This is a genomic window from Streptomyces sp. NPDC050856, from assembly GCF_040653855.1.
Lineage (GTDB): Bacteria > Actinomycetota > Actinomycetes > Streptomycetales > Streptomycetaceae > Streptomyces.
On the sequence record NZ_JBFAGV010000028.1, the window covers coordinates 21,351 to 41,508 of the forward strand.

Annotated in this window: 17 protein-coding genes, 1 pseudogene and 1 riboswitch; of the genes and pseudogenes, 8 read left to right on the forward strand and 10 right to left on the reverse strand. The window is 75.4% G+C overall.

Going from position 1 to position 20,158, the window contains the following annotated elements:
• Positions 1 to 176: 176 nt before the first annotated feature.
• Together AB0H53_RS22750 and AB0H53_RS22755 are read left to right on the forward strand one after the other, a co-directional pair.
• Positions 177 to 1,073 carry an SCO1860 family LAETG-anchored protein gene (locus tag AB0H53_RS22750; RefSeq protein ID WP_362116208.1) on the forward strand — a complete coding sequence of 299 codons (897 nt, stop codon included), beginning with the start codon at positions 177 to 179 and terminating at the stop codon, positions 1,071 to 1,073.
• 65 nt (positions 1,074 to 1,138) lie between these two features.
• Positions 1,139 to 1,408, forward strand: a complete 270-nt coding sequence (locus AB0H53_RS22755; RefSeq protein WP_362116211.1) for a DUF1876 domain-containing protein — start codon at positions 1,139 to 1,141, stop codon at positions 1,406 to 1,408.
• A gap of 218 nt (positions 1,409 to 1,626) precedes the next feature.
• On the opposite strand, the pseudogene cobC reads toward AB0H53_RS22755, so the two are convergent.
• The 8 genes and pseudogenes from cobC to AB0H53_RS22795 form a co-directional block, all read right to left on the reverse strand.
• A pseudogene (gene cobC / locus AB0H53_RS22760) lies at positions 1,627 to 3,217 on the reverse strand (Rv2231c family pyridoxal phosphate-dependent protein CobC).
• Positions 3,214 to 4,554, reverse strand: coding sequence for a cobyrinate a,c-diamide synthase (locus tag AB0H53_RS22765; protein ID WP_362116214.1), 1,341 nt, complete (start codon positions 4,552 to 4,554; stop codon positions 3,214 to 3,216). Before AB0H53_RS22765 ends, cobC begins: the two are co-directional and overlap by 4 nt.
• A complete protein-coding gene (gene cobO, locus AB0H53_RS22770; protein WP_362116217.1) occupies positions 4,548 to 5,147 on the reverse strand; it encodes a cob(I)yrinic acid a,c-diamide adenosyltransferase in 600 nt (199 codons plus the stop codon). Before cobO ends, AB0H53_RS22765 begins: the two co-directional genes overlap by 7 nt.
• Positions 5,147 to 7,252 carry a putative cobaltochelatase gene (locus AB0H53_RS22775; protein WP_362116220.1) on the reverse strand — a complete coding sequence of 702 codons (2,106 nt, stop codon included), beginning with the start codon at positions 7,250 to 7,252 and terminating at the stop codon, positions 5,147 to 5,149. Before AB0H53_RS22775 ends, cobO begins: the two co-directional genes overlap by 1 nt.
• Before the next feature lie 86 nt (positions 7,253 to 7,338).
• The gene (locus AB0H53_RS22780) at positions 7,339 to 8,844 is read right to left on the reverse strand and encodes a cobyric acid synthase (protein WP_362116223.1); all 1,506 of its coding nucleotides are present in this window, start codon (positions 8,842 to 8,844) and stop codon (positions 7,339 to 7,341) included.
• Positions 8,841 to 9,800, reverse strand: coding sequence for a cobalamin biosynthesis protein (locus tag AB0H53_RS22785; protein ID WP_362116226.1), 960 nt, complete (start codon positions 9,798 to 9,800; stop codon positions 8,841 to 8,843). The genes AB0H53_RS22780 and AB0H53_RS22785 overlap by 4 nt, the downstream gene beginning before the upstream one ends.
• Before the next feature lie 148 nt (positions 9,801 to 9,948).
• Positions 9,949 to 10,025, reverse strand: a riboswitch (cobalamin riboswitch).
• 187 nt (positions 10,026 to 10,212) lie between these two features.
• Positions 10,213 to 10,434: a hypothetical protein gene (locus AB0H53_RS22790; protein WP_362116229.1), complete on the reverse strand. Its 222-nt coding sequence runs from the start codon at positions 10,432 to 10,434 to the stop codon at positions 10,213 to 10,215.
• A gap of 21 nt (positions 10,435 to 10,455) precedes the next feature.
• Positions 10,456 to 11,721: an inorganic phosphate transporter gene (locus tag AB0H53_RS22795; protein ID WP_362116232.1), complete on the reverse strand. Its 1,266-nt coding sequence runs from the start codon at positions 11,719 to 11,721 to the stop codon at positions 10,456 to 10,458.
• A gap of 412 nt (positions 11,722 to 12,133) precedes the next feature.
• On the opposite strand from AB0H53_RS22795, the gene AB0H53_RS22800 reads away from it, so the two are divergent.
• The 3 genes from AB0H53_RS22800 (at position 12,134) to AB0H53_RS22810 (ending at position 15,491) form a co-directional block, all read left to right on the forward strand.
• Positions 12,134 to 12,784: a class II aldolase/adducin family protein gene (locus tag AB0H53_RS22800; RefSeq protein ID WP_362116235.1), complete on the forward strand. Its 651-nt coding sequence runs from the start codon at positions 12,134 to 12,136 to the stop codon at positions 12,782 to 12,784.
• A 76-nt stretch (positions 12,785 to 12,860) separates the two neighbouring features.
• A complete protein-coding gene (locus AB0H53_RS22805; protein ID WP_362116238.1) occupies positions 12,861 to 13,988 on the forward strand; it encodes a prolyl oligopeptidase family serine peptidase in 1,128 nt (375 codons plus the stop codon).
• Positions 13,989 to 14,165: 177 nt separating this feature from the next.
• The gene (locus AB0H53_RS22810) at positions 14,166 to 15,491 is read left to right on the forward strand and encodes a hypothetical protein (RefSeq protein ID WP_362116241.1); all 1,326 of its coding nucleotides are present in this window, start codon (positions 14,166 to 14,168) and stop codon (positions 15,489 to 15,491) included.
• A 105-nt stretch (positions 15,492 to 15,596) separates the two neighbouring features.
• On the opposite strand, the gene AB0H53_RS22815 is transcribed toward AB0H53_RS22810, so the two are convergent.
• On the reverse strand, positions 15,597 to 15,998 hold the full coding sequence (locus AB0H53_RS22815; protein WP_362116244.1) for a VOC family protein: 402 nt from the start codon (positions 15,996 to 15,998) through the stop codon (positions 15,597 to 15,599).
• 262 nt (positions 15,999 to 16,260) lie between these two features.
• Between AB0H53_RS22815 and AB0H53_RS22820 the strand changes: the two genes are divergently transcribed.
• From AB0H53_RS22820 to AB0H53_RS22830, 3 genes are all read left to right on the forward strand, one after another.
• Positions 16,261 to 17,859 (forward strand): ABC-F family ATP-binding cassette domain-containing protein, encoded by a 1,599-nt coding sequence (locus tag AB0H53_RS22820; RefSeq protein WP_362116247.1) that lies wholly within the window; start codon positions 16,261 to 16,263, stop codon positions 17,857 to 17,859.
• A gap of 286 nt (positions 17,860 to 18,145) precedes the next feature.
• Positions 18,146 to 18,367, forward strand: coding sequence for a helix-turn-helix domain-containing protein (locus AB0H53_RS22825; protein WP_362116250.1), 222 nt, complete (start codon positions 18,146 to 18,148; stop codon positions 18,365 to 18,367).
• 142 nt (positions 18,368 to 18,509) lie between these two features.
• On the forward strand, positions 18,510 to 19,310 hold the full coding sequence (locus AB0H53_RS22830; RefSeq protein ID WP_362116253.1) for an enoyl-CoA hydratase/isomerase family protein: 801 nt from the start codon (positions 18,510 to 18,512) through the stop codon (positions 19,308 to 19,310).
• Here the strand turns inward: AB0H53_RS22830 and AB0H53_RS22835 are convergent.
• Positions 19,307 to 20,065: a hypothetical protein gene (locus tag AB0H53_RS22835; protein ID WP_362116256.1), complete on the reverse strand. Its 759-nt coding sequence runs from the start codon at positions 20,063 to 20,065 to the stop codon at positions 19,307 to 19,309. The genes AB0H53_RS22830 and AB0H53_RS22835 overlap by 4 nt on opposite strands.
• Positions 20,066 to 20,158 lie beyond the last annotated feature (93 nt).

Below are 20,158 nucleotides of genomic sequence, written 5' to 3' on the forward strand. Positions count from 1 at the left end.
CGCGTGCCTGTTGATTCGAAAGCGCGCACCAAAACTCCCCGTTGGGGTGAACTCCCCTCGCCGGGCTGACGATTCACTCCCGCCGCGCGAGGATTCCGGTGTTCCAGGCCGCCGCCGCACACGTGTCCCCGTGGGCGGTTTCGGCGGCCCCTGTCTCCCGTGGGGGTTCCACCACCGTGAACAGCAACACCTTCCGCATGCCCGTATGCCGCCGCGCCGCCGCCGCCGCCATGGCCGTCGCGGCCCTCACCGCCGGCCCCGCGGCGCCGGCCGCGCACGCCACCGACGGTGCGGGCGGGGGACGCGCGGGCGCGGCCGTCCTCCGTACCGGCCTGGACGTCTCCCTGCTCGACAAGGGCGTACGCGTACCGCTCCGGACCGCGCTCAACGAGGTGCGGGCCCCGGCGAGCGCGGAGAGGACCGCGCTGACCGTGACACTGGACGGGGCCGAACGGGGCAAGCCGGTCAGCGTCCTGCGCGCGGACGTGGCCACCGCGAAGGCCACCGCGGACGAGCGGGCCGCGGAGGGGCACACCAACCTCGTCAACGCCCGGGTGCACGTACCCGGGCTGCCGCTGCTGTCCCTGATCGAGGTCGAGAAGGTCACCTCCCGGGCGGTCTGCGAGGCGGGCAAGCGGCCGGTCGCCACCTCCCGGCTGCTCGGCCGGGTCACCGTCCTCGGCAAGCGGGTGACGCCGGCGGCGAGCGGCACGACCAGGGTCGACGTGCCGGGGGTGGGCGAGGTGAGGCTCGACCTGTCGAAGACGCACACCACCTCCCGCACCGCCGCCGCCACCGCGCTCGCCCTGCGGGTGTCGGTGAACCCGCTGAAACTGAACGTCGCGGAGGTCACGGGCACGGTGACCCTCGCCGAGGCGACCTGCCGGACGCCCCTCGCCCCGCTGCCCCGGCCCGACGTCAAGCCCCAGACGGGCGACCGGCCGGAGACCCCCGACCTCGCCGAGACGGGCGGCAGCCCGACCACCCCGTACGTCGCGGGCGGCGCCGCGGCTCTGCTCGCCGCGGGCGCGGGAGCCCTGGTCCTGGCCCGGCGGGGCGGCGGCAGGCGCTGACCTGCGGGTGCCCGTCCACGGGTGCACGCTGGAGGAGTACGCGTGAGGCGCAGGAGGTGACTTCGATGCAGACGATCGTCGGCTGGCACGTCGAGATCGAGTTCGCCGAGGAGGCGGGCAGGACGAGAGCGGCCTGCATGGTGCGGTTGCCGGACGGCACCGAGATGCGCGCCCACGGTCACGCCAAGCGCCACCCCGACGACACCGAACAGCAGCGGGTGGGCGAGGAGATCGCCGCGGCCCGCGCGCTCAACGAACTGTCCCGGAACCTGATGAGGAAGGCGGGAGGCGAGATCGAGGAGGTGACGCACATCCCGCCGCACCTGGCGATGTGACCACCGGGGGGGCGGGCGGCCCACCGCCGCCGGCGCCCCGCCCCGCCGGCGTGACGGGCGGCCGTGTCGGGCGGCCCGCGCACGGGCCGACGGCTCCGCCGGTCCCGCCCGCCCGGCCCTGCCGTCCGTGCGACCGCGGCACCGCGCCGCGCACCCGGGCCGGGGGCCCGAGCCCGGCCCCGCGCCCCGCCGGCCCAGCCCCGGCCCCGGCGCCGGCCTCAGCCGTCGCCGCCCGCGCTCCCGGCCATCACCAGCGCCTGGTCCAGGGCCTGGAGGAAACGGTTCGTCGTCGTACGGTCGCGGACCGCCAGGCGCAGCCACTGCGGGCCCAGGCCCGGGAAGGTGTCCCCGCGCCGGGCCGCGAAACCCAGCGACCGCAGCCGCTCGCGCACCACGTCCGCGCGGTCCATCCGTACCAGCACGAACGGCCCCTCGGCCGCCGTGACCGCCCGTACCTCGTCGAACTCCGCCAGCCCCGCCAGCAGATGGGACCGCTCCGTCGCGATCCGGTGCGCCGCGTGCTCCGCCTCCGCCAGCGCGGCGCGGGACATGCACGCCTCGGCCGCCACCAGCGCCGGGGAGGAGACCGGCCACAGTGGCTGGGCCCGCTCCAGGGCCCCCACCGTCTCCCGGTCGGCCAGCAGGTAACCGACCCGCAGCCCCGCCAGCCCCCACGTCTTGGTCAGGCTGCGCAGCACCACCAGCCCCGGCACGTCGCGCCGGCCGGCCAGCGACTCGCGCTCGCCCGGCACCGCGTCCATGAAGGCCTCGTCCACCACCAGGGTCCGCCCCGGCCGGGCCAGCCGCGCCAGGGTCTCGGCCGGGTGCAGCACGGACGTGGGATTCGTCGGGTTGCCCACCATCACCAGGTCGGCGTCCTCCGGCACCGCGCGGACCGCCGCCCCGTCCAGGCGGAATCCGTCCTCCTCGCGCAGCAGGACCCGCCGCACCCGGTGACCGGCGTCCCGCAGGGCCGCCTCGGGCTCGGTGAACTGCGGGTGCACCACCACCGGCCGCCGCACCGGCAGCGCCCGCGCCAGCAGGACGAACGCCTCGGCCGCCCCGGCGGTCAGCAGCACCCGCTCGGCGGGCAGACCGTGCCGTTCGGCGACCGCGGCCCGTGCCGCCCGCCCGTCCGGGTAGGCGGCCAGGCCGGTGAGCGAGGCCGCTATGCGCTCGCGCAGCCAGTCGGGTGGGGTGTGGGAACGGACATTGACCGCGAGATCGGTCAGCTTCTCGTCCCGGACTTCCGCGTCACCGTGGTGCCGCAGGTCTTGGGTGTCGGTGTGGGGATGCATGGCCGCCATGGTGTGGGTGTGGGGAGTGGGGGATGGACGGAAGACCGGCGGGACCGGTGGCTTCCGGTAGCGCTCCATGACCAGGATCTAACACGTCCGGTGTCTCCCCAGCGGTGTACCCGTGCCCCCCGTTCAACAACCGCCTGCGCGCCACGGCACACGTCGCCCGCGCCGACTTGGCCTTCGGCACGACCAGTTCGCCCCCGCCGGCCAGCGCCGCCGCCTCCGCCACCGACGGCGTTCCCGTGGCGGCGAGCGCCGCCCCCGACGGGCGCGCCACGGCGATCCGCGCCAACTCGCCGGGCGGGTAGGCCCGCAGGGGCACCCCGAGCCGGGCCGCGGCGGCCACGATGCCCGGCTCGTCCGCCTTCATCGCCACGGTCGCCAGCTCGACCACCCCGTCCGCCGGCAGTCCGGCGCCCCGCAGGGTCCGCTCGATCAGCCCGAGCACCTCGCCGGTGGACACGCCCCGCCCGGCCCCCACCCCGACGACCAGCGCACCCCGGGTCACCGCGCGCAGAACTCCACGAACCGCCGGGCCGTCGCGGGCGCCGCCGCCCAGTGCGTGTGCACGTAGCTCGCGTGCACACCGCCCTGGACGAAGCCCTCGACGCGCCGCCGCAGCTGCCGCAGCCCCCACGCCGGCGCCGGCCCGGCACCCGGCTCCAGCACCGTGCGGTGGAACTCGTGCCCGCGCATCCGCGTCCCGGCCGCCGCCAGCGGGCTGTCGCTCACCGCGACGGCGTCCCGGTAGCCCAGCGTGAGCCGCTCCGACATCCGCGCCTCGGCGTCCAGCACCCCGCACATCGGCTCGCCGTCCAGGGACCGGGCCAGGTACAGCAGTCCCGCGCACTCGGCGGCGACCGGCGCGCCGGACGCCGCCAACTCCGCGACCGCCTCGCGCAGCGCCGCGTTGGCGGACAGCTCGGACCCGTACATCTCCGGGAAGCCGCCGCCGATGACCAGCCCGCGCGCGCCGTCCGGGAGTTCCTCGTCCCGCAGCGGGTCGAAGGCCACGACCTCGGCCCCCGCCGCGGCCAGCAGTTCGGCGTGCTCGGCGTAGGAGAAGGTGAAGGCGGCCCCGCCCGCGACGGCGACGACCGGACGCGGCCCGGCCACCGGCTCGACAGCCGGCTGCCAGGCCGCGCCGGGCAGCGGCGGGGCCGACCGGGCCAGCGCCAGCAACGCGTCCAGGTCGCAGCCCGAGCGGACCTGCTCCGCCTGCGCCGCGACCGCGTCCACCGCCTGCGCCTGCCGCTCCGCCACCGGGACCAGGCCCAGGTGCCGCGACGGCGTCGACACGGCCGGCGCCCGCCGCAGCACGCCGAGGACGGGCACGCCCGACTCCCCGAGCGCCTCACGCAGCAGGTGCTCGTGCCGGTCGGTGGCGACCTTGTTGAGGATCACCCCGCCGATCCGCACCTGCGGGTCCCACGACGCGAACCCGTGCACCAGCGCCGCCACCGAACGCGACTGCGACGAGGCGTCCACCACCAGCACCACCGGCGCCTTCAGCAACTTGGCCACCTGCGCCGTGGACGCCAGCTCCCCCTGGTCGGCGGCACCGTCGTACAGGCCCATCACCCCCTCCACGACGGCCAGGTCGCAGCCGCGCGAGCCGTGCGCGAAGAGCGGCGCGATCAGCTCCGTGCCGCACATGTAGGCGTCGAGGTTGCGGCCCGGCCGGCCGGTGGCCAGCGCGTGGTAGCCGGGGTCGATGTAGTCGGGCCCGACCTTGTGCGGGGACACCGCGAGACCACGGCCGGCGAACGCGGCCATCAGACCGGTCGCCACCGTGGTCTTGCCCGCGCCGGAGGAGGGCGCGGCGATGACGAGACGTGCTACCACTCGATGCCCCGCTGGCCCTTCTGACCGGCGTCCATCGGGTGCTTGACCTTGGACATGTCGGTGACCAGATCGGCGAACCCGCACAGCTCGGCGGGCGCGTTGCGGCCGGTGATGACCACGTGCTGCTGGCCGGGCCGGTTCCGCAGCACCTCGACCACCTCGGCGGTGTCCACCCAGCCCCAGTGCAGGGGGTAGGCGAACTCGTCGAGCACGTAGAACCGGTACGTCTCCTCGGCCAGGCAGCGCTTGATGTGCTCCCAGCCCTCCCGGGCCTTCTCCTCGTTGGACACCTCGGAGTCGCGCTGGATCCAGGACCACCCCTCGCCCATCTTGTGCCAGTCGACGGTGCCGCCCTCGCCGGACGCCCCGAGGACCTTCAGCGCGTTCTCCTCGCCGACCTTCCACTTCGCCGACTTGACGAACTGGAAGACCCCGACCGGCCAGCCCTGGTTCCAGGCGCGCAGCGCCATCCCGAAGGCGGCCGTCGACTTCCCCTTCCCGACCCCCGTGTGCACCATCACCAGCGGACGGTTGCGGCGCTGGCGAGTGGTGAGACCGTCCTGCGGTACGACGGTCGGCTGTCCCTGCGGCATCAAGCGGCCCTTCTGTGTGCCCGGTGGGTCTGAACGTCCTTGACGAGCCCGGCGATGGAGTCCGCGCGCAGCTCGTCCAGGGTGACGGCGGTGCCGCCGAGATCGCGGGCCAGCTCGGCGGCCAGCCCCAGCCGTACCGGCCCGGCCTCGCAGTCGACCACCACACTGGCGGTGCCCTCCGCGGCGTGCAGCCGGGCCGCCCGCGCGGCCAGCGCCAGGGGTTCGGGGCCGCCGGTGGCCCGGCCGTCGGTGACGACGACCAGCAGCGCGCGCCGTGAGGGGTCGCGCAGCCGCTCCACGCGCAGTACGTCATGGGCCTTCAGCAGCCCGGCCGACAGCGGGGTGCGCCCGCCGGTCGGGAGCTGCTCCAGGCGGGCCGCCGCCGCGTCCACCGAGGACGTGGGCGGCAGCGCCACCTCCGCCGACGAGCCCCGGAACGTGACCAGTCCGACCTTGTCCCGCCGCTGGTAGGCGTCCAGCAGCAGCGACAGCACGGCGCCCTTGACGGCGCCCATGCGCTGCCGGGCCGCCATCGAACCCGACGCGTCCACCGCGAACAGCACCAGGTTGCCCTCCCGCCCCTCGCGGGTCGCCTGGCGCAGGTCGTCGCGCCGCACCACCAGCCCGGGGCCGGACCGGCCGCGCGCCCGCTGGTGCGGGGCCGCGGCCTGCACGGTGGCGGCCAGGTGCAGCTTGGTCAGCGCGCCCCGCGGCCGGCGCGCCCCGGTCGTCCTGCCGTGCTCGGTGCGGGCGCGGGAGCGGCGCCCGGCCGCGCCCTCGCCGAGCCCCGGCACGCTGAGCGCCTTGGTACGGAACGGCTCGGCGGCCCTGACGGCGGCCTGCTCGGGGGCAGCGCCCGCGCCCGGCGCGCGGGCGCCCTCCGGCGCGTCCTCCCGGCCCCCCTCCGGATCGGTCCGCGAGGACTCGGCGGACGCGTCCGGTGCCCCGCCCTGCGGCGGCACCCCGCCGCCACCGTCCGGGCCACCGCCTCCGGGTCCGCCGTCGGGCCCGCCGCCGTCCGGGCCCGGGTCCGGGTCCGGGTCCTGGTCCGGGTCGGGGTCGGGCTCGGGCTCGGGCTCCGGGGAGTCGTCGTCGCCCGCGAACTCCTCCAGGGTCCGGTCCAGTTTGTCCTCGTCCAGCCCCGGCGCGTCGAACGGCGAGCGGCGCCGGCGGTGCGGCAGCGCGAGCAGCGCCGCCTGCCGTACGTCGTCCGAGGTGACCTCGGTGCGCCCGGCCCAGGCGGCCAGCGCCGTCGCCGTGCGGGCCATCACGATGTCGGCGCGCATGCCGTCCACCTCGAACGCGGCGCATGTCGCGGCGATCTGCCGCAGCGCCGCGTCCCCCAGCGTCACCTGGGGGAGCAGCGCGCGGGCGGTCACGATCCGCTCCCGCAGCGCGGTCTCGTCGTCGGCCCAGCGCGCCGCGAAGGCGGCGGGATCGTCGTCGTGGGCCAGCCGGCGCCGCACCACCTCGACCCGCTGCTCGGGCTCGCGGGAGGCGGCGACCTCGACGGTGAGCCCGAACCGGTCCAGCAACTGCGGCCGCAGCTCGCCCTCTTCCGGGTTCATGGTGCCCACCAGCAGGAACCGCGCGGCGTGCCGTACGGAGACGCCCTCGCGCTCCACGTACGAGGCGCCCATCGCGGCGGCGTCCAGCAGCAGGTCGATCAGGTGGTCGTGGAGGAGGTTGACCTCGTCCACGTACAGGATCCCCCGGTGCGCCGCGGCGAGCAGCCCCGGCTCGAACGCCTTGACGCCCTCGGCCAGCGCCCGCTCGATGTCCAGCGCGCCGACGAGCCGGTCCTCGGAGGCGCCGACCGGCAGCTCCACCATGCGGGCCGGACGGGAGGTGGCGGCGCCGGTCCCGTGCGGGCCGTCGGGGCACTGCGGGTCCGGCGCCGCGGGGTCGCAACTGAAGCGGCAGCCCGCCACGACCGGTACCTCGGGCAGCAGGTCCGCCAGGGCGCGCACCGCCGTGCTCTTGGCGGTGCCCTTCTCGCCCCGGACGAGGACGCCGCCGACCGCCGGACTGACGGCGTTGAGCAGCAGCGCCAGCCGAAGGTCGTCCATGCCGACGACGGCGGTGAACGGATACCGGGTGCTCATGTGCTGATCGCTCCTTGGCGTTCGGGTCGGACGGGCGGCGGACTCGGTGGCCGCGTGCGGCGCGGCGGTGGGCCGGGGCGCCGTGGTCATGGCGCTCCCGGGGGGACGAACGGCAGCCCGGCCGGCGGCCCGGACTCGATCAGCTTCCAGAGCGCGTCCGTGTCCGCGTGCTCCTCGATCAGGTCGCCCAGCCGGTCGAGCTGTTCCTCGCGCAGCGCGCCGAACGAGGTGCCGGGCGCCGGGACGAACCGCCGTCCGGCGGCCCCGGCCACCGCCCGCAGGAACGCCCGCCGGAAGCCGTCGCTCTCCAGCGACCCGTGCCAGTGCGTGCCCCACACCGCCCCGACCCGGCAACCGTCCAGGAAGGGCTCCCCACCGCGCACCTCGGCGACGCCGTGGTGGATCTCGTACCCCTCGACGGGTTCCCCCAGGGCCCGGCCGGCCGGGCGGGCGAGCGTCTTGTCGGGGGCGAAGCGCACCCGTACCGGCAGCAGCCCCAGGCCCGCCACCCGGCCGGCCCGGGACTCCACCTCGTCGTCGATCCACTCGCCGAGCACCTGGAAGCCGCCGCAGACGCCCAGCACCGGCCGGCCCTCGGCGGCACGCCGCACCAGCGCGTCGGCGAGGCCCCGCTCGCGCAGCCACGCCAGCGCCCTGACGGTGCCGCGGGTGCCCGGCACCACGACCAGGTCGGCGTCCACGAGCTCCTCGGGCCGGTCCACGAACCGCACCACGACGCCCGGTTCGGCGGCCAGCGCGTCCACGTCGGTGAAGTTCGACATCAGCGGGACGGCGCAGACGGCGACGCGCAGCACGTCCTCGCCGACCGGTGGCGCGACGACGGACTCACGCACCGTGCCGCGCATGGACACCCGCAGCCCGTCCTCCTCGTCGATGCCCAGCCCGTGCGCGTACGGCAGGACGCCCAGCGTCCGCCGGCCGGTCAGGCCGTGGAGCATGTCCAGACCCGGCTCCAGCAGTGTCACATCGCCCCGGAACTTGTTGACCAGGTAGCCGGCGACCAGCGCCTGGTCCTCGGGGGCCAGCAGCGCCGTGGTGCCGAAGAACTGCGCGAACACCCCGCCCCGGTCGATGTCACCCACCACCACGACCGGGAGGCGCGCGGCGCGGGCGATGCCCATGTTGACGATGTCGGTGCGCCGCAGGTTGATCTCGGCGGGGCTGCCGGCGCCCTCACAGATCACCACGTCGTGTGTCGCGCGCAGCTCCTCCAGGCACTCCACGACCGTGCCGAACAGCGCCTGCTGCCGGCCGCCGTGGTAGCCCCGGGCGCTGAGCTCGCCGACCGGCCTGCCCATCAGCACCACCTGGCTGGAGCGGTCACCGCCGGGCTTGAGCAGCACCGGGTTCATCAGCGCGGTCGGCTCCACCCGGGCGGCCTGCGCCTGCATGGCCTGGGCGCGCCCGATCTCCGCGCCCGCACGGGTCACGAAGGAGTTGAGGGACATGTTCTGCCCCTTGAACGGGGCGACCTTCACGCCCTGGCGCACCAGCCACCGGCAGATGCCGGCCGTCACGACGCTCTTGCCCGCGTCGGACGTGGTGCCCGCGACCAGCAGTCCGCCTCTCACATTCCCCTCCGGTTCCGGGCCCGCCGGGCCCCGGCGGCCAGCCGGCCGCCGGCGCAGACCACCAGCGCCAGGGCGCTCACCCGGCGCGAGAGCCGTACCGCCCGTTCGATGTCGGTCACCTCCACGGCCCGGCCGGCCGCGTTGAGCACCGGACGGTGCTCCACGCGCCCGCCGTACGAGAGGGTGCCTCCCAGCCGTACACCCAGGGCCCCGGCGAACGACGCCTCCACCGGGCCCGCGTTGGGGCTGGGGTGCGCGGCGGCGTCGGCCCGCCAGGCGCGCACCGCCCCGCGCGGATCGCCGCCCGCGACGGCCGCCAGCGCGGCCGTCAGCCGGGCGCCGGGCCAGCCCGCCACGTCGTCCAGCCGGGCCGAGGCCCAGCCGAACCTGCGGTACTTGGGCGACCTGTGGCCCACCATGGCGTCCAGCGTGTTCACCGCCCGGAAGGCGACCAGGCCCGGTACGCCGCCCAGCGCGCCCCACACCAGGGCGCCGACGACCGCGTCGGAGGTGTTCTCGGCGACCGACTCCACCACCGCCCGCGCCATCGCGGGCCCGTCCAGCGACTGCGGGTCGCGCCCGCACAGATGCGGCAGCCGCTCGCGCGCCACCTCCAGGTCCCCGGCCGCCAGCGCCCCGCCGACGGCGCGCGCCTCACGGCCCAGCGTGGTGCCGCCGACGACGGCCCACACGGAGGCGGCGGTCAGAGCGACCGACAGTGCGCTCCGGCGGTCTGCGGCGCGTGCGACCAGCGCGGCGGCACCCGCCGCGCCCCCGGCGCACACGGCCGTATGGACAGCGCCCCAGCCACGGTGGTCGCGCCACAGCGCGCCCTCCACCCGGCCCGCGGCCCGCCCGAAGGCGGCCACGGGGTGGGCGCGGCGCGGGTCACCGACGAGCAGGTCGACGGCGAGGCCGGCGGCGGCGCCGTACGCGAAGACACGTTCCCTGCGCATCGGCTCAGCCCGCCGATACGCGGTGAGAACCCCTGGTACGCGTACGACTGGTACGCACAGCACTCGGTGGAACGGCGAGACGGCAGCCTGACATGGCGCAATGTCCTCACTCAGGGTCCGCGCCCTGGCTCGACGTGACCGGCGGCGAGAGTTCCTGACTCGTCCGGCCCCGGGGGGCCGGACTCACAGTGGCGGGACCGCGCCGGATTCGCACCGGCTTCCTCTCCTGCCGCCGTAAGGGGCCCCGGCAGTCCACCACGGTCCGCGAAGGCCCGTCAACTCACCCTTGACCTGCGGCCTTCGGGGCCCGGCCGGGCGGAGCGGGCACGGCGAGGCCCGGAACGGGTGGTCCGTTCCGGGCCTCGCGCGGGGTGGCGCCGTGCCGCGGACGCGCGGCGGGATGCGGTGGGGGTCAGACGACGATCAGGTATATCCCGTACGTCACGGCCGCCGCGCACAGGGCGAAGCAGGCGTAGGCGCCGGTACGGGCCAGAGCCGCGGAGCCGCCCCCCGCCGCCGCCGACTCCCGCTTGGAGAGGCCGACGATGCCGAGGGTGAACAGGCCCACCAGTGCGACGGTGGCGACGAGGCTCACGCCGAAGACGGTGGCGAGAGCCGCCCAGTCGATCTTCATGCTGTTTCTTCCTTGGAGCGATCAGACCGCGGCGGTGGACGCCGGGTCGGCCGCGGCCGCGGCGGAGGCCGGTGCCGGGATGGTGGTCTTGAACTCGGGCGCCGCGGGAACGGCGGCGGCGACACCGGCCGGGGGCGGGGTGACGGCCGCGATGGCGGCGGTCACGACGCCGGCGGGCTCGTCGGTCCCGTCCTCGGTGACGTTGGTGTGGTCGACCGGCTTGCGGCGCGAGGCGACCCAGATCGCGGCGGAGCCGGCGATCAGCAGGGCGGCGACCACGACGACGCCCCAGGTGCCCTGCTGGGTGAGGAACTCGGCGGCGGCGGCCACCAGGCCGGCGGCCGGCAGGGTCAGGCCCCAGGCGACGAACATCCGGGTGGCGGTCGACCAGCGGACGACGCCGCCCTTGCGGCCGAGGCCCGCGCCCATCACGGCGCCGGAGCAGGACTGGGTGGTGGAGAGCGAGAAGCCCAGGTGCGAGGAGGCCAGGATGACCGTCGCGGCGCTGGTCTGCGCGGCGAAGCCCTGCGGCGGACGCAGGTCGGTCAGGCCCCTGCCCATGGTACGGATGATGCGCCAGCCGCCCAGGTACGTGCCGAGCGCGATGGCCAGGCCGGCGGAGACGACGACCCACATCGGGGGGTTGGAGCCGGGCGCCAGGACACCGCCGGTGACCAGGGCCAGGGTGATGACACCCATGGTCTTCTGCGCGTCGTTGGTGCCGTGCGCCAGCGAGACGAGGCCGGCGGAGGCGATCTGCCCGGCCCGGTAGCCCTTGGCGGTCGCCTTCTCGTCGGTGCGGCTGCCGATCCGGTACGTCAGGCGGGTGGCGAGCGTCGCGGCCACGCCGGCCACGATCGGGGCGGCGATGGCCGGGATCAGCACCTTGGTGACGACGGTGCTGCCGTTGACGGACGACCAGCCGGCCGACATCACCGCCGCGCCGATCAGACCGCCGAAGAGGGCGTGGGAGGAGCTGGACGGCAGGCCGAGCAGCCAGGTCAGCAGGTTCCACAGGATCGCGCCGACCAGCGCCGCGAAGATCACTTCTGTTCGGATGCCCGCTTCGTTGATGATCCCGCCGGAGATCGTCTTGGCGACCTCGACCGACAGGAACGCACCCACCAGGTTGAGCACGGCGGACATGGCCACCGCCGTCTTGGGCTTGAGAGCGCCGGTCGAGATGGTGGTGGCCATCGCGTTGGCGGTGTCATGGAAACCGTTCGTGAAATCGAACACTAGAGCTGTCACGACCACAATGGCGAGCAGCAGCGTGATGTGTTCCATTTACCCAGGCAATCGTTCGACGTCAGTGGCCAGGCGAACGTAGGCAACCTGAGTGAACGGAAGGTGAACTGGGTCGGGCGTTGTGATGACCTCGAACGGGGGCCGTTCCCTCCGCTTCGCCGTGGAATCGCCACCCCGCACGGGATGCGGCCGCTCCGGGCCCCGCGCCACGGCCGGCGGGCGCGGTCCCGGCCGGCCGCCGGGGAGATTCTTGTCACTCGGGATCACTCGGGATACTCGGGATCCCGGGGTCGCTCGGGAGCACCGGGGACTTCCCGGCATGCACTCGGAACCCCCCGGAATCCGCCCGCTCCCCGCCCCCGCCCCGTGCCGCCGTCCGGGCCCTGGTCCGGCGCCCCACCGGGCGGTGGAGCCCCGGCCCGCGGCCGGGCGGGCTGTCATGATCGGGCACATGACACAGGACGCGATCGGGCAGGCCTGGGAGGCCCTGGTGGCCACCGCCCGCAGGACGGTGACGGACGGGCTGGTCGTCGGCACCTCGGGCAACGTCTCCGTACGGGTCGGGGACCTGGTGCTGGTCACCCCCAGCGGCGTGCCCTACGACCGGCTCACCCCCGCCGACGCCACCGTGGTCGACCTGGCCGGGAACCAGGTGCGCGGCGAGCTCATGCCCACCAGCGAACTCCCCATGCACCTGGAGATCTACCGCCACACCCCGGCCGGCGCCGTCGTGCACACCCACGCGGTGCACGCCACCGCCGTCTCCACCCTCGTCACCGAGCTCCCGCCGATCCACTACATGGCCGCCGCCCTGGGCGGCCCGGTCCGGGTCGCGCCCTACGCGCTGTACGGGACCGAGGAGCTGGCCGGGCACATGCTCACCGCCCTGGCGGACCGCACCGCCTGCCTGCTGCGCAACCACGGGACCGTGGCCCACGGGGACAGCCTGGACCAGGCCTACGACCGCACCGCCCAGCTGGAGTGGATGTGCCGGGTCTGGCTCACCGCGAGCTCCGTGCCCGGACACACCCCCGCGCTGCTGCCGCCCGGCGAACTGGACCGGGTGGCCGAGAAGTTCCGCGGCTACGGCCAGCGCCGCTGAACCGCCGGCGCACCGGGCGTCACCCGCCGGCCCCGGCCCACTGGCAGCGGGCGGCGACCGTGCCGACACTGGAACGATGCGCCCGGCTACAGCGACGGCAGCGGCCGTCACCACCCTGATCGGCGCCGGCGCGGCCGCGGTGGCGGCCGGCCGGTACGCCAGCACCGCCGCCCTCGGGGCGGGGCCCGGCGGGTCCCTGCCGGGCGAGCCGCGGCTCACCGTGCACGCCACCGCCCCCGGCCGGGTCGTCCTGACCCGCTGCCTGGCCTCCCTGCGGCCCGGCAGGTACGGCCTCACGGCCGCCGGGGTCCACGCGGTCGTCGGCCCGGTGCTGGAGGACGTGCCGCACTCCGCCGACACCGTGGTGCGCCGCCTGGAACGGGTCGCTCGCGGCAGGCTGGAACCGGGCGTCCGGGTCCGCCTCACCCCCCAGCTCCACACCGGGACCCCCGCCGGCGCGCTGGGCATCGACCACGACGACGTGGAGGTGCCCGGCGAACTGGGCCCGCTGCCCGCCTGGTTCGTCCCCGGGGCCCGCTCCACCTGGGTGATCACCGTGCATGGCCTGGGCACCACCCGGGAGCACCCGCTGAACGTGCTCGGCTTCCTGCACCGCGCTCGGCTGCCGGTGCTCGACCTCGCCTACCGGGGCGACCCCGGCGCCCCCCGCCCCGCCGACGGCCTGGGGCACCTCGGCGACTCGGAGTGGCGCGACCTGGACGCGGCGGTCCGCCACGCGGTGCGCAACGGCGCCGAGAGCGTCATCCTCCACGGCTGGTCCACCGGCGGCGCCATGGCCCTGCACGCCGCCGCCAACTGCGGCCTGCGCGACCGGATCCGCGGCCTCGTCCTGGACTCCCCGGTCCTGGACTGGGAGGCCACCGTGCGCGCCCTGGCCACCGCACGCCGGATCCCCGGCCCGCTGCTGCCGCTCGCCGTCCGGGCCGCCCAGGGCAGGACCGGGGTGCACGGCGACCGGCTCGCCGAGGCCGCCGACCCCGACGGACTGCGCGTGCCGACCCTCCTCTTCCACGGTCCGGACGACCACCTCGCCCCCTGGGCGGCCTCCCGGGAGCTGGCCGCACGCCGCCCCGACCTGGTCACCCTGCACACCGTCCGCGACGCCCCGCACGGCGCCATGTGGAACGCCGGGCCCGACCGCTACGAGGAGATCCTGCGCCGCTTCCTCACCCCTCTCATGTAGCGATCCACCACCTCCCGGGGGCCCCGCGCCGCCCGGCGCATCGCATTCCGTTTGGGCTTTCGGGCCGTCACCGGGAAGACTGCCCCCGTGACGTCTCGAAAGCCTGATGAGCAATTGGCGCGCAACTCCAGACTCCGACTCGTCCGTACGCGGCCCCTGACCACGGCCCGGCGGGCCGTGACGACCCGTCGGACACGGTCGGCGACGAGGCCGCCCGAGGGCACGCCACCGCTGGCCGAGCTGGCCCGCCAGGCGCGATCGGTCCTCGCCGACGCCGTACGCATCGCTCGCTGGGCCGCCGTCGAGCGGGACCGGGGCCAGGACGCCGCCCCCGCCAGGGACCGGGCCGCGGCCGCCCTGGACCTGACGCCGGAGCAGGTGCGGGCCGGCTGGGACCGGGCCCGCCTGGCCGGACTGGTCGAACTGCACGGCGGCACCGCCCGTCCCGGCTGGCGGCTGCGCGCCTGGGACCGCGACGACACCGCCGTCCTGCGCGGCTGGGTCGCGCTCTTCGACGCCTGGTCGCTCGTCCACCCCGCACCCGCGGACGCCGCCGCCGCGTCCGTCGCCGAGGTCGTGGAAGCCGTCCCCCAAGTGCTCTCCCTGCTCCAGCTCTCCGCCGGGCCCGTGCCCGTGCCGGCCCTGCTCGACCTGCTCCAGCAGCGCGTCGCCGAGCTGCGCGAGGAGCGCTGCGAGGTCCCCGCCGAACCGCGTCCGGGCGACGCGGCCCGGCGCGCCGACGCACCCCCGCCCGGGCAGCCGCAGCCCCTGCCGGACCCCGCCTCGCTCGCCCGCCTGCTCGACTGGGCCCTGGAGGGCCTGGCCGCGGTGGGCGCGCTGACCCTGGACGAGGGCCAGGCCACCCTCACCCCGCTCGGCAACTGGGCGGTGTGGGTCAAGCTGGAGCAGATCTGCGTCGCCGCGCAGAGCACCGCAGGCCACATCGAGCAGTCCGCCGAGGACATGCTGAGGGCCTGCGCCCGCCTCACCCCGGGCCCGGCCCGCGCCGAGTACCGCGCCTGGCTCGCCGCCCGCCCCCTGGGCAGCGCCGTCACCGAACTGCTGGCCGTCGCCCGCGGTCAGGACGCCCTGCTGCGCGGCCTGGCCTTCGAGGCCCTGCGCGTGGTCGGCGCCGCGGCCGAGGCCGACGTCCGGGCCGCCGCCGAAGAGGTCACCCTGCGCCCCTACGCGCTGCTCTGGCTCGCCGAGCACGAGGGGGCCGACCCCGACGAAGCCGCCGACGTCCTCACCCGCGAGGAGGCCACCTGGCTCTGGGTGGACACCGCGGCGGCCGTCGCCGACCACGGCGAGAGCAGCCTGCTCGTCCGCCACCTGGAGTCCGCCGTGCAGGGCACCGTGCCCGCGCTGCTCGACGCGGTCCGGGCGGTCGGCCACCCCCGCACCGTCCAGGTCCTGGTCGCGCTGGCCGCCGCCCACCCCGATCCCGCGCTGGCCAAGGCGGTGCGCCGGGCCGCCTTCCAGGTCCACACCGGCGGCGCGTGAGCGGAAGGCGGGCCGAAGGGCCGCGCGGACGCCGTGGGGGAGACCGGCCGTCGGCCCACGCCCCCGGCGCCCCGGAGGTGGACCGGGCCCGGACCGGCGCCCGCCCTACCCCGCGGCGCCGGGGGCGTACGTCCCGAAACTCCAGACGTTGCCCTCGGCGTCCCGCGCCATGTAGTCCCGCGAGCCGTAGTCCTGGTCCGTCGGCGGCATCAGGATCTCCACCCCGTACCGCTCCGCCCGGGCGCAGTGGCCGTCCACGTCCGTCACGACGACGTACACCCCGGCCGGGCCCGCGCCCGTCATGGCCCGGCCGAAGACCCCGCCGTGCCCCTTCGAGCCCAGCATCACCATGCCGTTGCCGAAGGCCAGCTCCGCGTGGAGCACGGTGCCGTCCTCACCCTCGTACACGCTCACCTCGGTGAACCCGAAGGCCTCCTTGAGCGTTCTGATGGCCGCCTTCGGGTCCTCGTACAGGATCGTCGGGTAGATGCTCGGTACGTCCGCCATGCCGCTGGTCCCTTCCGCTCGCCCGCGTCCACCGCACCGGCACGCGGATGTGATCCGGATCTCACCTGGTCCCAGTCTGGCAGCGCCCAGCGGCAAGGGCCGCCCGGCCGCCGGGGGCCGCACCGCCCGCGCCGGGGCCGAAAAGCAGTTGCACCCGCCCGTTAGACTGGCCCCCATGGCCATTCTCCCCGTGCACTAGACCGGCGCCGAAGCCACCGCACCCGCCGTCCTTCCGCCGTCCATACCGCCCTGGAGTCTGTCCGTGATCACCGCTTCCGGCATCGAGCTGCGCGCCGGCGCCCGCGTTCTCATCGAGTCCGCGTCCTTCCGTATCGCCAAGGGCGACCGCATCGGCCTGGTCGGCCGCAACGGCGCCGGCAAGACCACGCTCACCAAGTGCCTCGCGGGCGAGGGGATCCCCGCCGCCGGCACCATCACGCGCTCCGGCGAGGTGGGCTACCTGCCGCAGGACCCCCGCACCGGCGACCTGGACGTGCTCGCCCGCGACCGCATCCTCTCCGCCCGCGGCCTCGACGTGCTGATCCGCAAGATGCGGATGAACGAGGAGCGGATCGCGGTGGGCCAGGGCGCCACCCGCGACAAGGCGCTGCGGCAGTACGAGCGCCAGGAGACCGAGTTCCTGACCAAGGGCGGGTACGCGGCCGAGGCCGAGGCCGCCACCATCGCCGCCGCCCTCGGCCTGCCCGACCGGGTGCTGGGCCAGCCGCTCCACACGCTCTCCGGTGGTCAGCGCCGCCGGGTCGAGCTGGCCCGGATCCTCTTCTCGGACGCCGACACCCTGCTCCTGGACGAGCCGACCAACCACCTCGACGCCGACTCCATCGTCTGGCTGCGCGACTACCTCAAGAGCTACCGCGGCGGCTTCATCGTGATCTCCCACGACGTCGACCTGGTCGAGACGGTCGTCAACAAGGTGTTCTACCTGGACGCCAACCGGTCCCAGATCGACGTCTACAACATGGGCTGGAGGCTCTACCAGCAGCAGCGCGAGGCCGACGAGAAGCGCCGCAAGCGTGAGCGCCAGAACGCCGAGAAGAAGGCCGCCGCGCTCAACTCGCAGGCCGACAAGATGCGCGCCAAGGCCACCAAGACGGTCGCCGCGCAGAACATGGCCAAGCGGGCCGACCGCCTCCTCGCCGGCCTGGAGGCGGTACGCGTCTCCGACAAGGTCGCCAAGCTGCGCTTCCCCGACCCCGCGCCCTGCGGCAGGACCCCGCTGATGGCGGAGGGCCTGTCCAAGTCGTACGGCTCCCTGGAGATCTTCACCGACGTCGACCTGGCCATCGACAAGGGCTCGCGCGTGGTCATCCTCGGCCTCAACGGCGCCGGAAAGACCACCCTGCTGCGCCTGCTGGCCGGGGCCGAGAAGCCGGACACCGGGCAGGTCGTGGCCGGTCACGGCCTCAAGCTGGGCTACTACGCCCAGGAGCACGAGACCCTCGACCCGGACCGCACCGTCCTGGAGAACATGCGGTCGGCCGCCCCGGACCTCGATCTCGTCGAGGTCCGCAAGACGCTCGGCTCGTTCCTCTTCTCCGGCGACGACGTCGACAAGCCGGCGGGGGTGCTCTCCGGTGGGGAGAAGACCCGGCTGGCGCTGGCGACGCTCGTCGTCTCCTCGGCGAACGTCCTGCTCCTGGACGAGCCGACGAACAACCTCGACCCGGCCAGCCGCGAGGAGATCCTCGGCGCGCTGCGCACCTACAAGGGCGCGGTCGTCCTCGTCACCCACGACGAGGGAGCCGTCGAAGCCCTCCAGCCGGAGCGGATCATCCTGCTGCCGGACGGTGTCGAGGACCTGTGGGGCGCCGACTACGCGGACCTCGTCGCTCTCGCCTGACCCGGCCCATCACCTCGGTTGGATCATTCGGCTCATCGGTGATCCTTCATCTGAGTGAGTGCTTCTACTACCCCGGCGTGGCACCCGGTGGCCGGCCGGCCCGTCCCTCCCACCACGCTGACCTGGTACTTCGCCGCCCGGCGCGCGGTCGGGCCGAAGTTTCGCCGCCGTCGGCCGGGCCGCGCCGCCGAAACCTTCTGGCACAGACCTTGTCGAATGGCTGGCCAGGAGGGCGTGGAGGGGTGATCATGAGAGTCCAGAGCGCACTTCCCATGAGGAGGCACGGGTGGCCGAGACTCTGAAGAAGGGCAGCCGGGTGACCGGCGCCGCGCGCGACAAGCTCGCGGCAGACCTGAAGAGAAAGTACGACGCCGGTGCGAGCATCCGGGCGTTGGCCGAGGAGACCGGCCGATCGTATGGATTCGTCCACCGGATGCTGAGCGAGTCCGGCGTCACGTTGCGCGGACGCGGCGGAGCGACCCGGGGCAAGAAGGCCACACCGGCCTGAGGTCCGGGCGCGGCCCGTCCGGCCCACCGGTTCCGGCAGGGCCACCCGGTCGACCGCTTACTCGACCGGGTGGTTACTGTGCAGTCACTTACCACGTACGTACCCACGGCGTGGCCGACTGCACGGACCCGGGAGGCGCCCGATGACCTCGCTCGACTCTGTCCTGGAAGTGTTCGACAAGGACGGTGTACGGCTCACCGTCGAGGACGCCGTTGCCACGGTGACCCTGGCCAATCCGGCCAAGCGCAACGTCCAGTCGCCCGCTCTGTGGCGGGCGCTGGCGGAGGCGGGACGGTCACTGCCGGGCAGCGTGCGGGTCGTGGTGCTGCGTGCCGAGGGCAAGTCCTTCTCGGCCGGGCTTGACCGGCAGGCGTTCACGCCCGAGGGCTTCGACGGCGAGCCGTCCTTCATCGACCTCGCGCGCGGCTCCGACGCGGAGCTGGACGCGGTCATCGCCGAGTACCAGGAGGCGTTCACCTGGTGGCGCCGCAACGACATCGTGTCGATCGCGGCCGTCCAGGGGCACGCGATCGGTGCCGGCTTCCAGCTCGCCCTCGCCTGCGACCTGCGGGTCGTCGCGCAGGACGTGCAGTTCGCCATGCGCGAGACCAGCCTGGGCCTGGTCCCCGACCTGACGGGTACGCACCCGCTGGTCGCCGCCGTCGGGTACGCCCGCGCGCTGGAGATCTGCGCCACCGGCCGGTTCGTCCACGCCGACGAGGCCGGGCGCACCGGACTGGCCAACCTCGTCGTACCCGCGGAGGAGCTCGACGCCACCGTGCGGGACCTGGCCGGCGCCCTGCTGGCGGCTCCGCGTGACGCGGTGGTGGAGACCAAGGCGCTGCTGCGCGGTGCGGGGGAGCGTTCCTACGAGGAGCAGCGCACCGCCGAACGCGCCGCCCAGGCCCGTCGGCTGCGCGACCTGGCGGGCCTCGCCGACTAGCCCTCGCCCGGCATCCCGGCGTCCCGCGCTCCGGCGTGCCGCACCCCGGTGACCAGGATCGTCACCGGGAGGGCGCCTCCCACGGCGGTACGGACCGCCCGCGCCACGTCCAGTGCGCGGCGGTCCGACGCCGTCTCCAGTTCGATCCGTAGGTGGTCGGCGGCCCGGTGGACCGAGGGGCCCAGGACCGTGGTCAGCCGCGCCACCCCCGGTACGGCCGCCGCCACGGCCGCTGGGTCGCCGGCCGGGGCTCCACCGGGCGCTCCGGCAGGGTCCGGGGCCCGCTCCTCCGGGGCGCCTCCCCCGGGTGGCGCAACGGCGCCGGGGGAATCCGGCGCCACGTCGTCCAGCAGCGCCGTCACCCGCAGGTCCACTTCCGTCACCGCCAGCCCGAGCCACCGCTCCGACGCCGTGAACAGCGCGGTTCGCAGCCGTCCGGCCAGCGCCGGCAGCGGTGTGCCGGCCGGTGCCGCCGGCCCCGCGGCGAACTCCGCCTCGATCCGCAGCGGCCCCGGTGGCATGGACCCGGGCGGGGCCGGCAGCACGGGCTCCGACACCGCGTCCGGGTCCGCGAGGCCGATCCGCAGCCGGCCCGGCCGGACACCGGGCACCTCCGCGGCCGCCCGGCGCAGCACCCCGTCCGCCGCCCGCTCCGCCAGCCAGATCCCGTCCGCCGCCTCGCCCAGCACCAGGAGCCGGCCCAGCCCGAGCCGGCTCCGTACCGCCGCAGCCCATCCCTCAGCCGTCGTTGTCATCCCCCCAGCCTGCCGCATTCCCGGCGCGAGTTGGAGGAACCACACTTAATGTGGGCAATGGAGCCAAAACCCGCCCGGAAGGGACGAACGGCG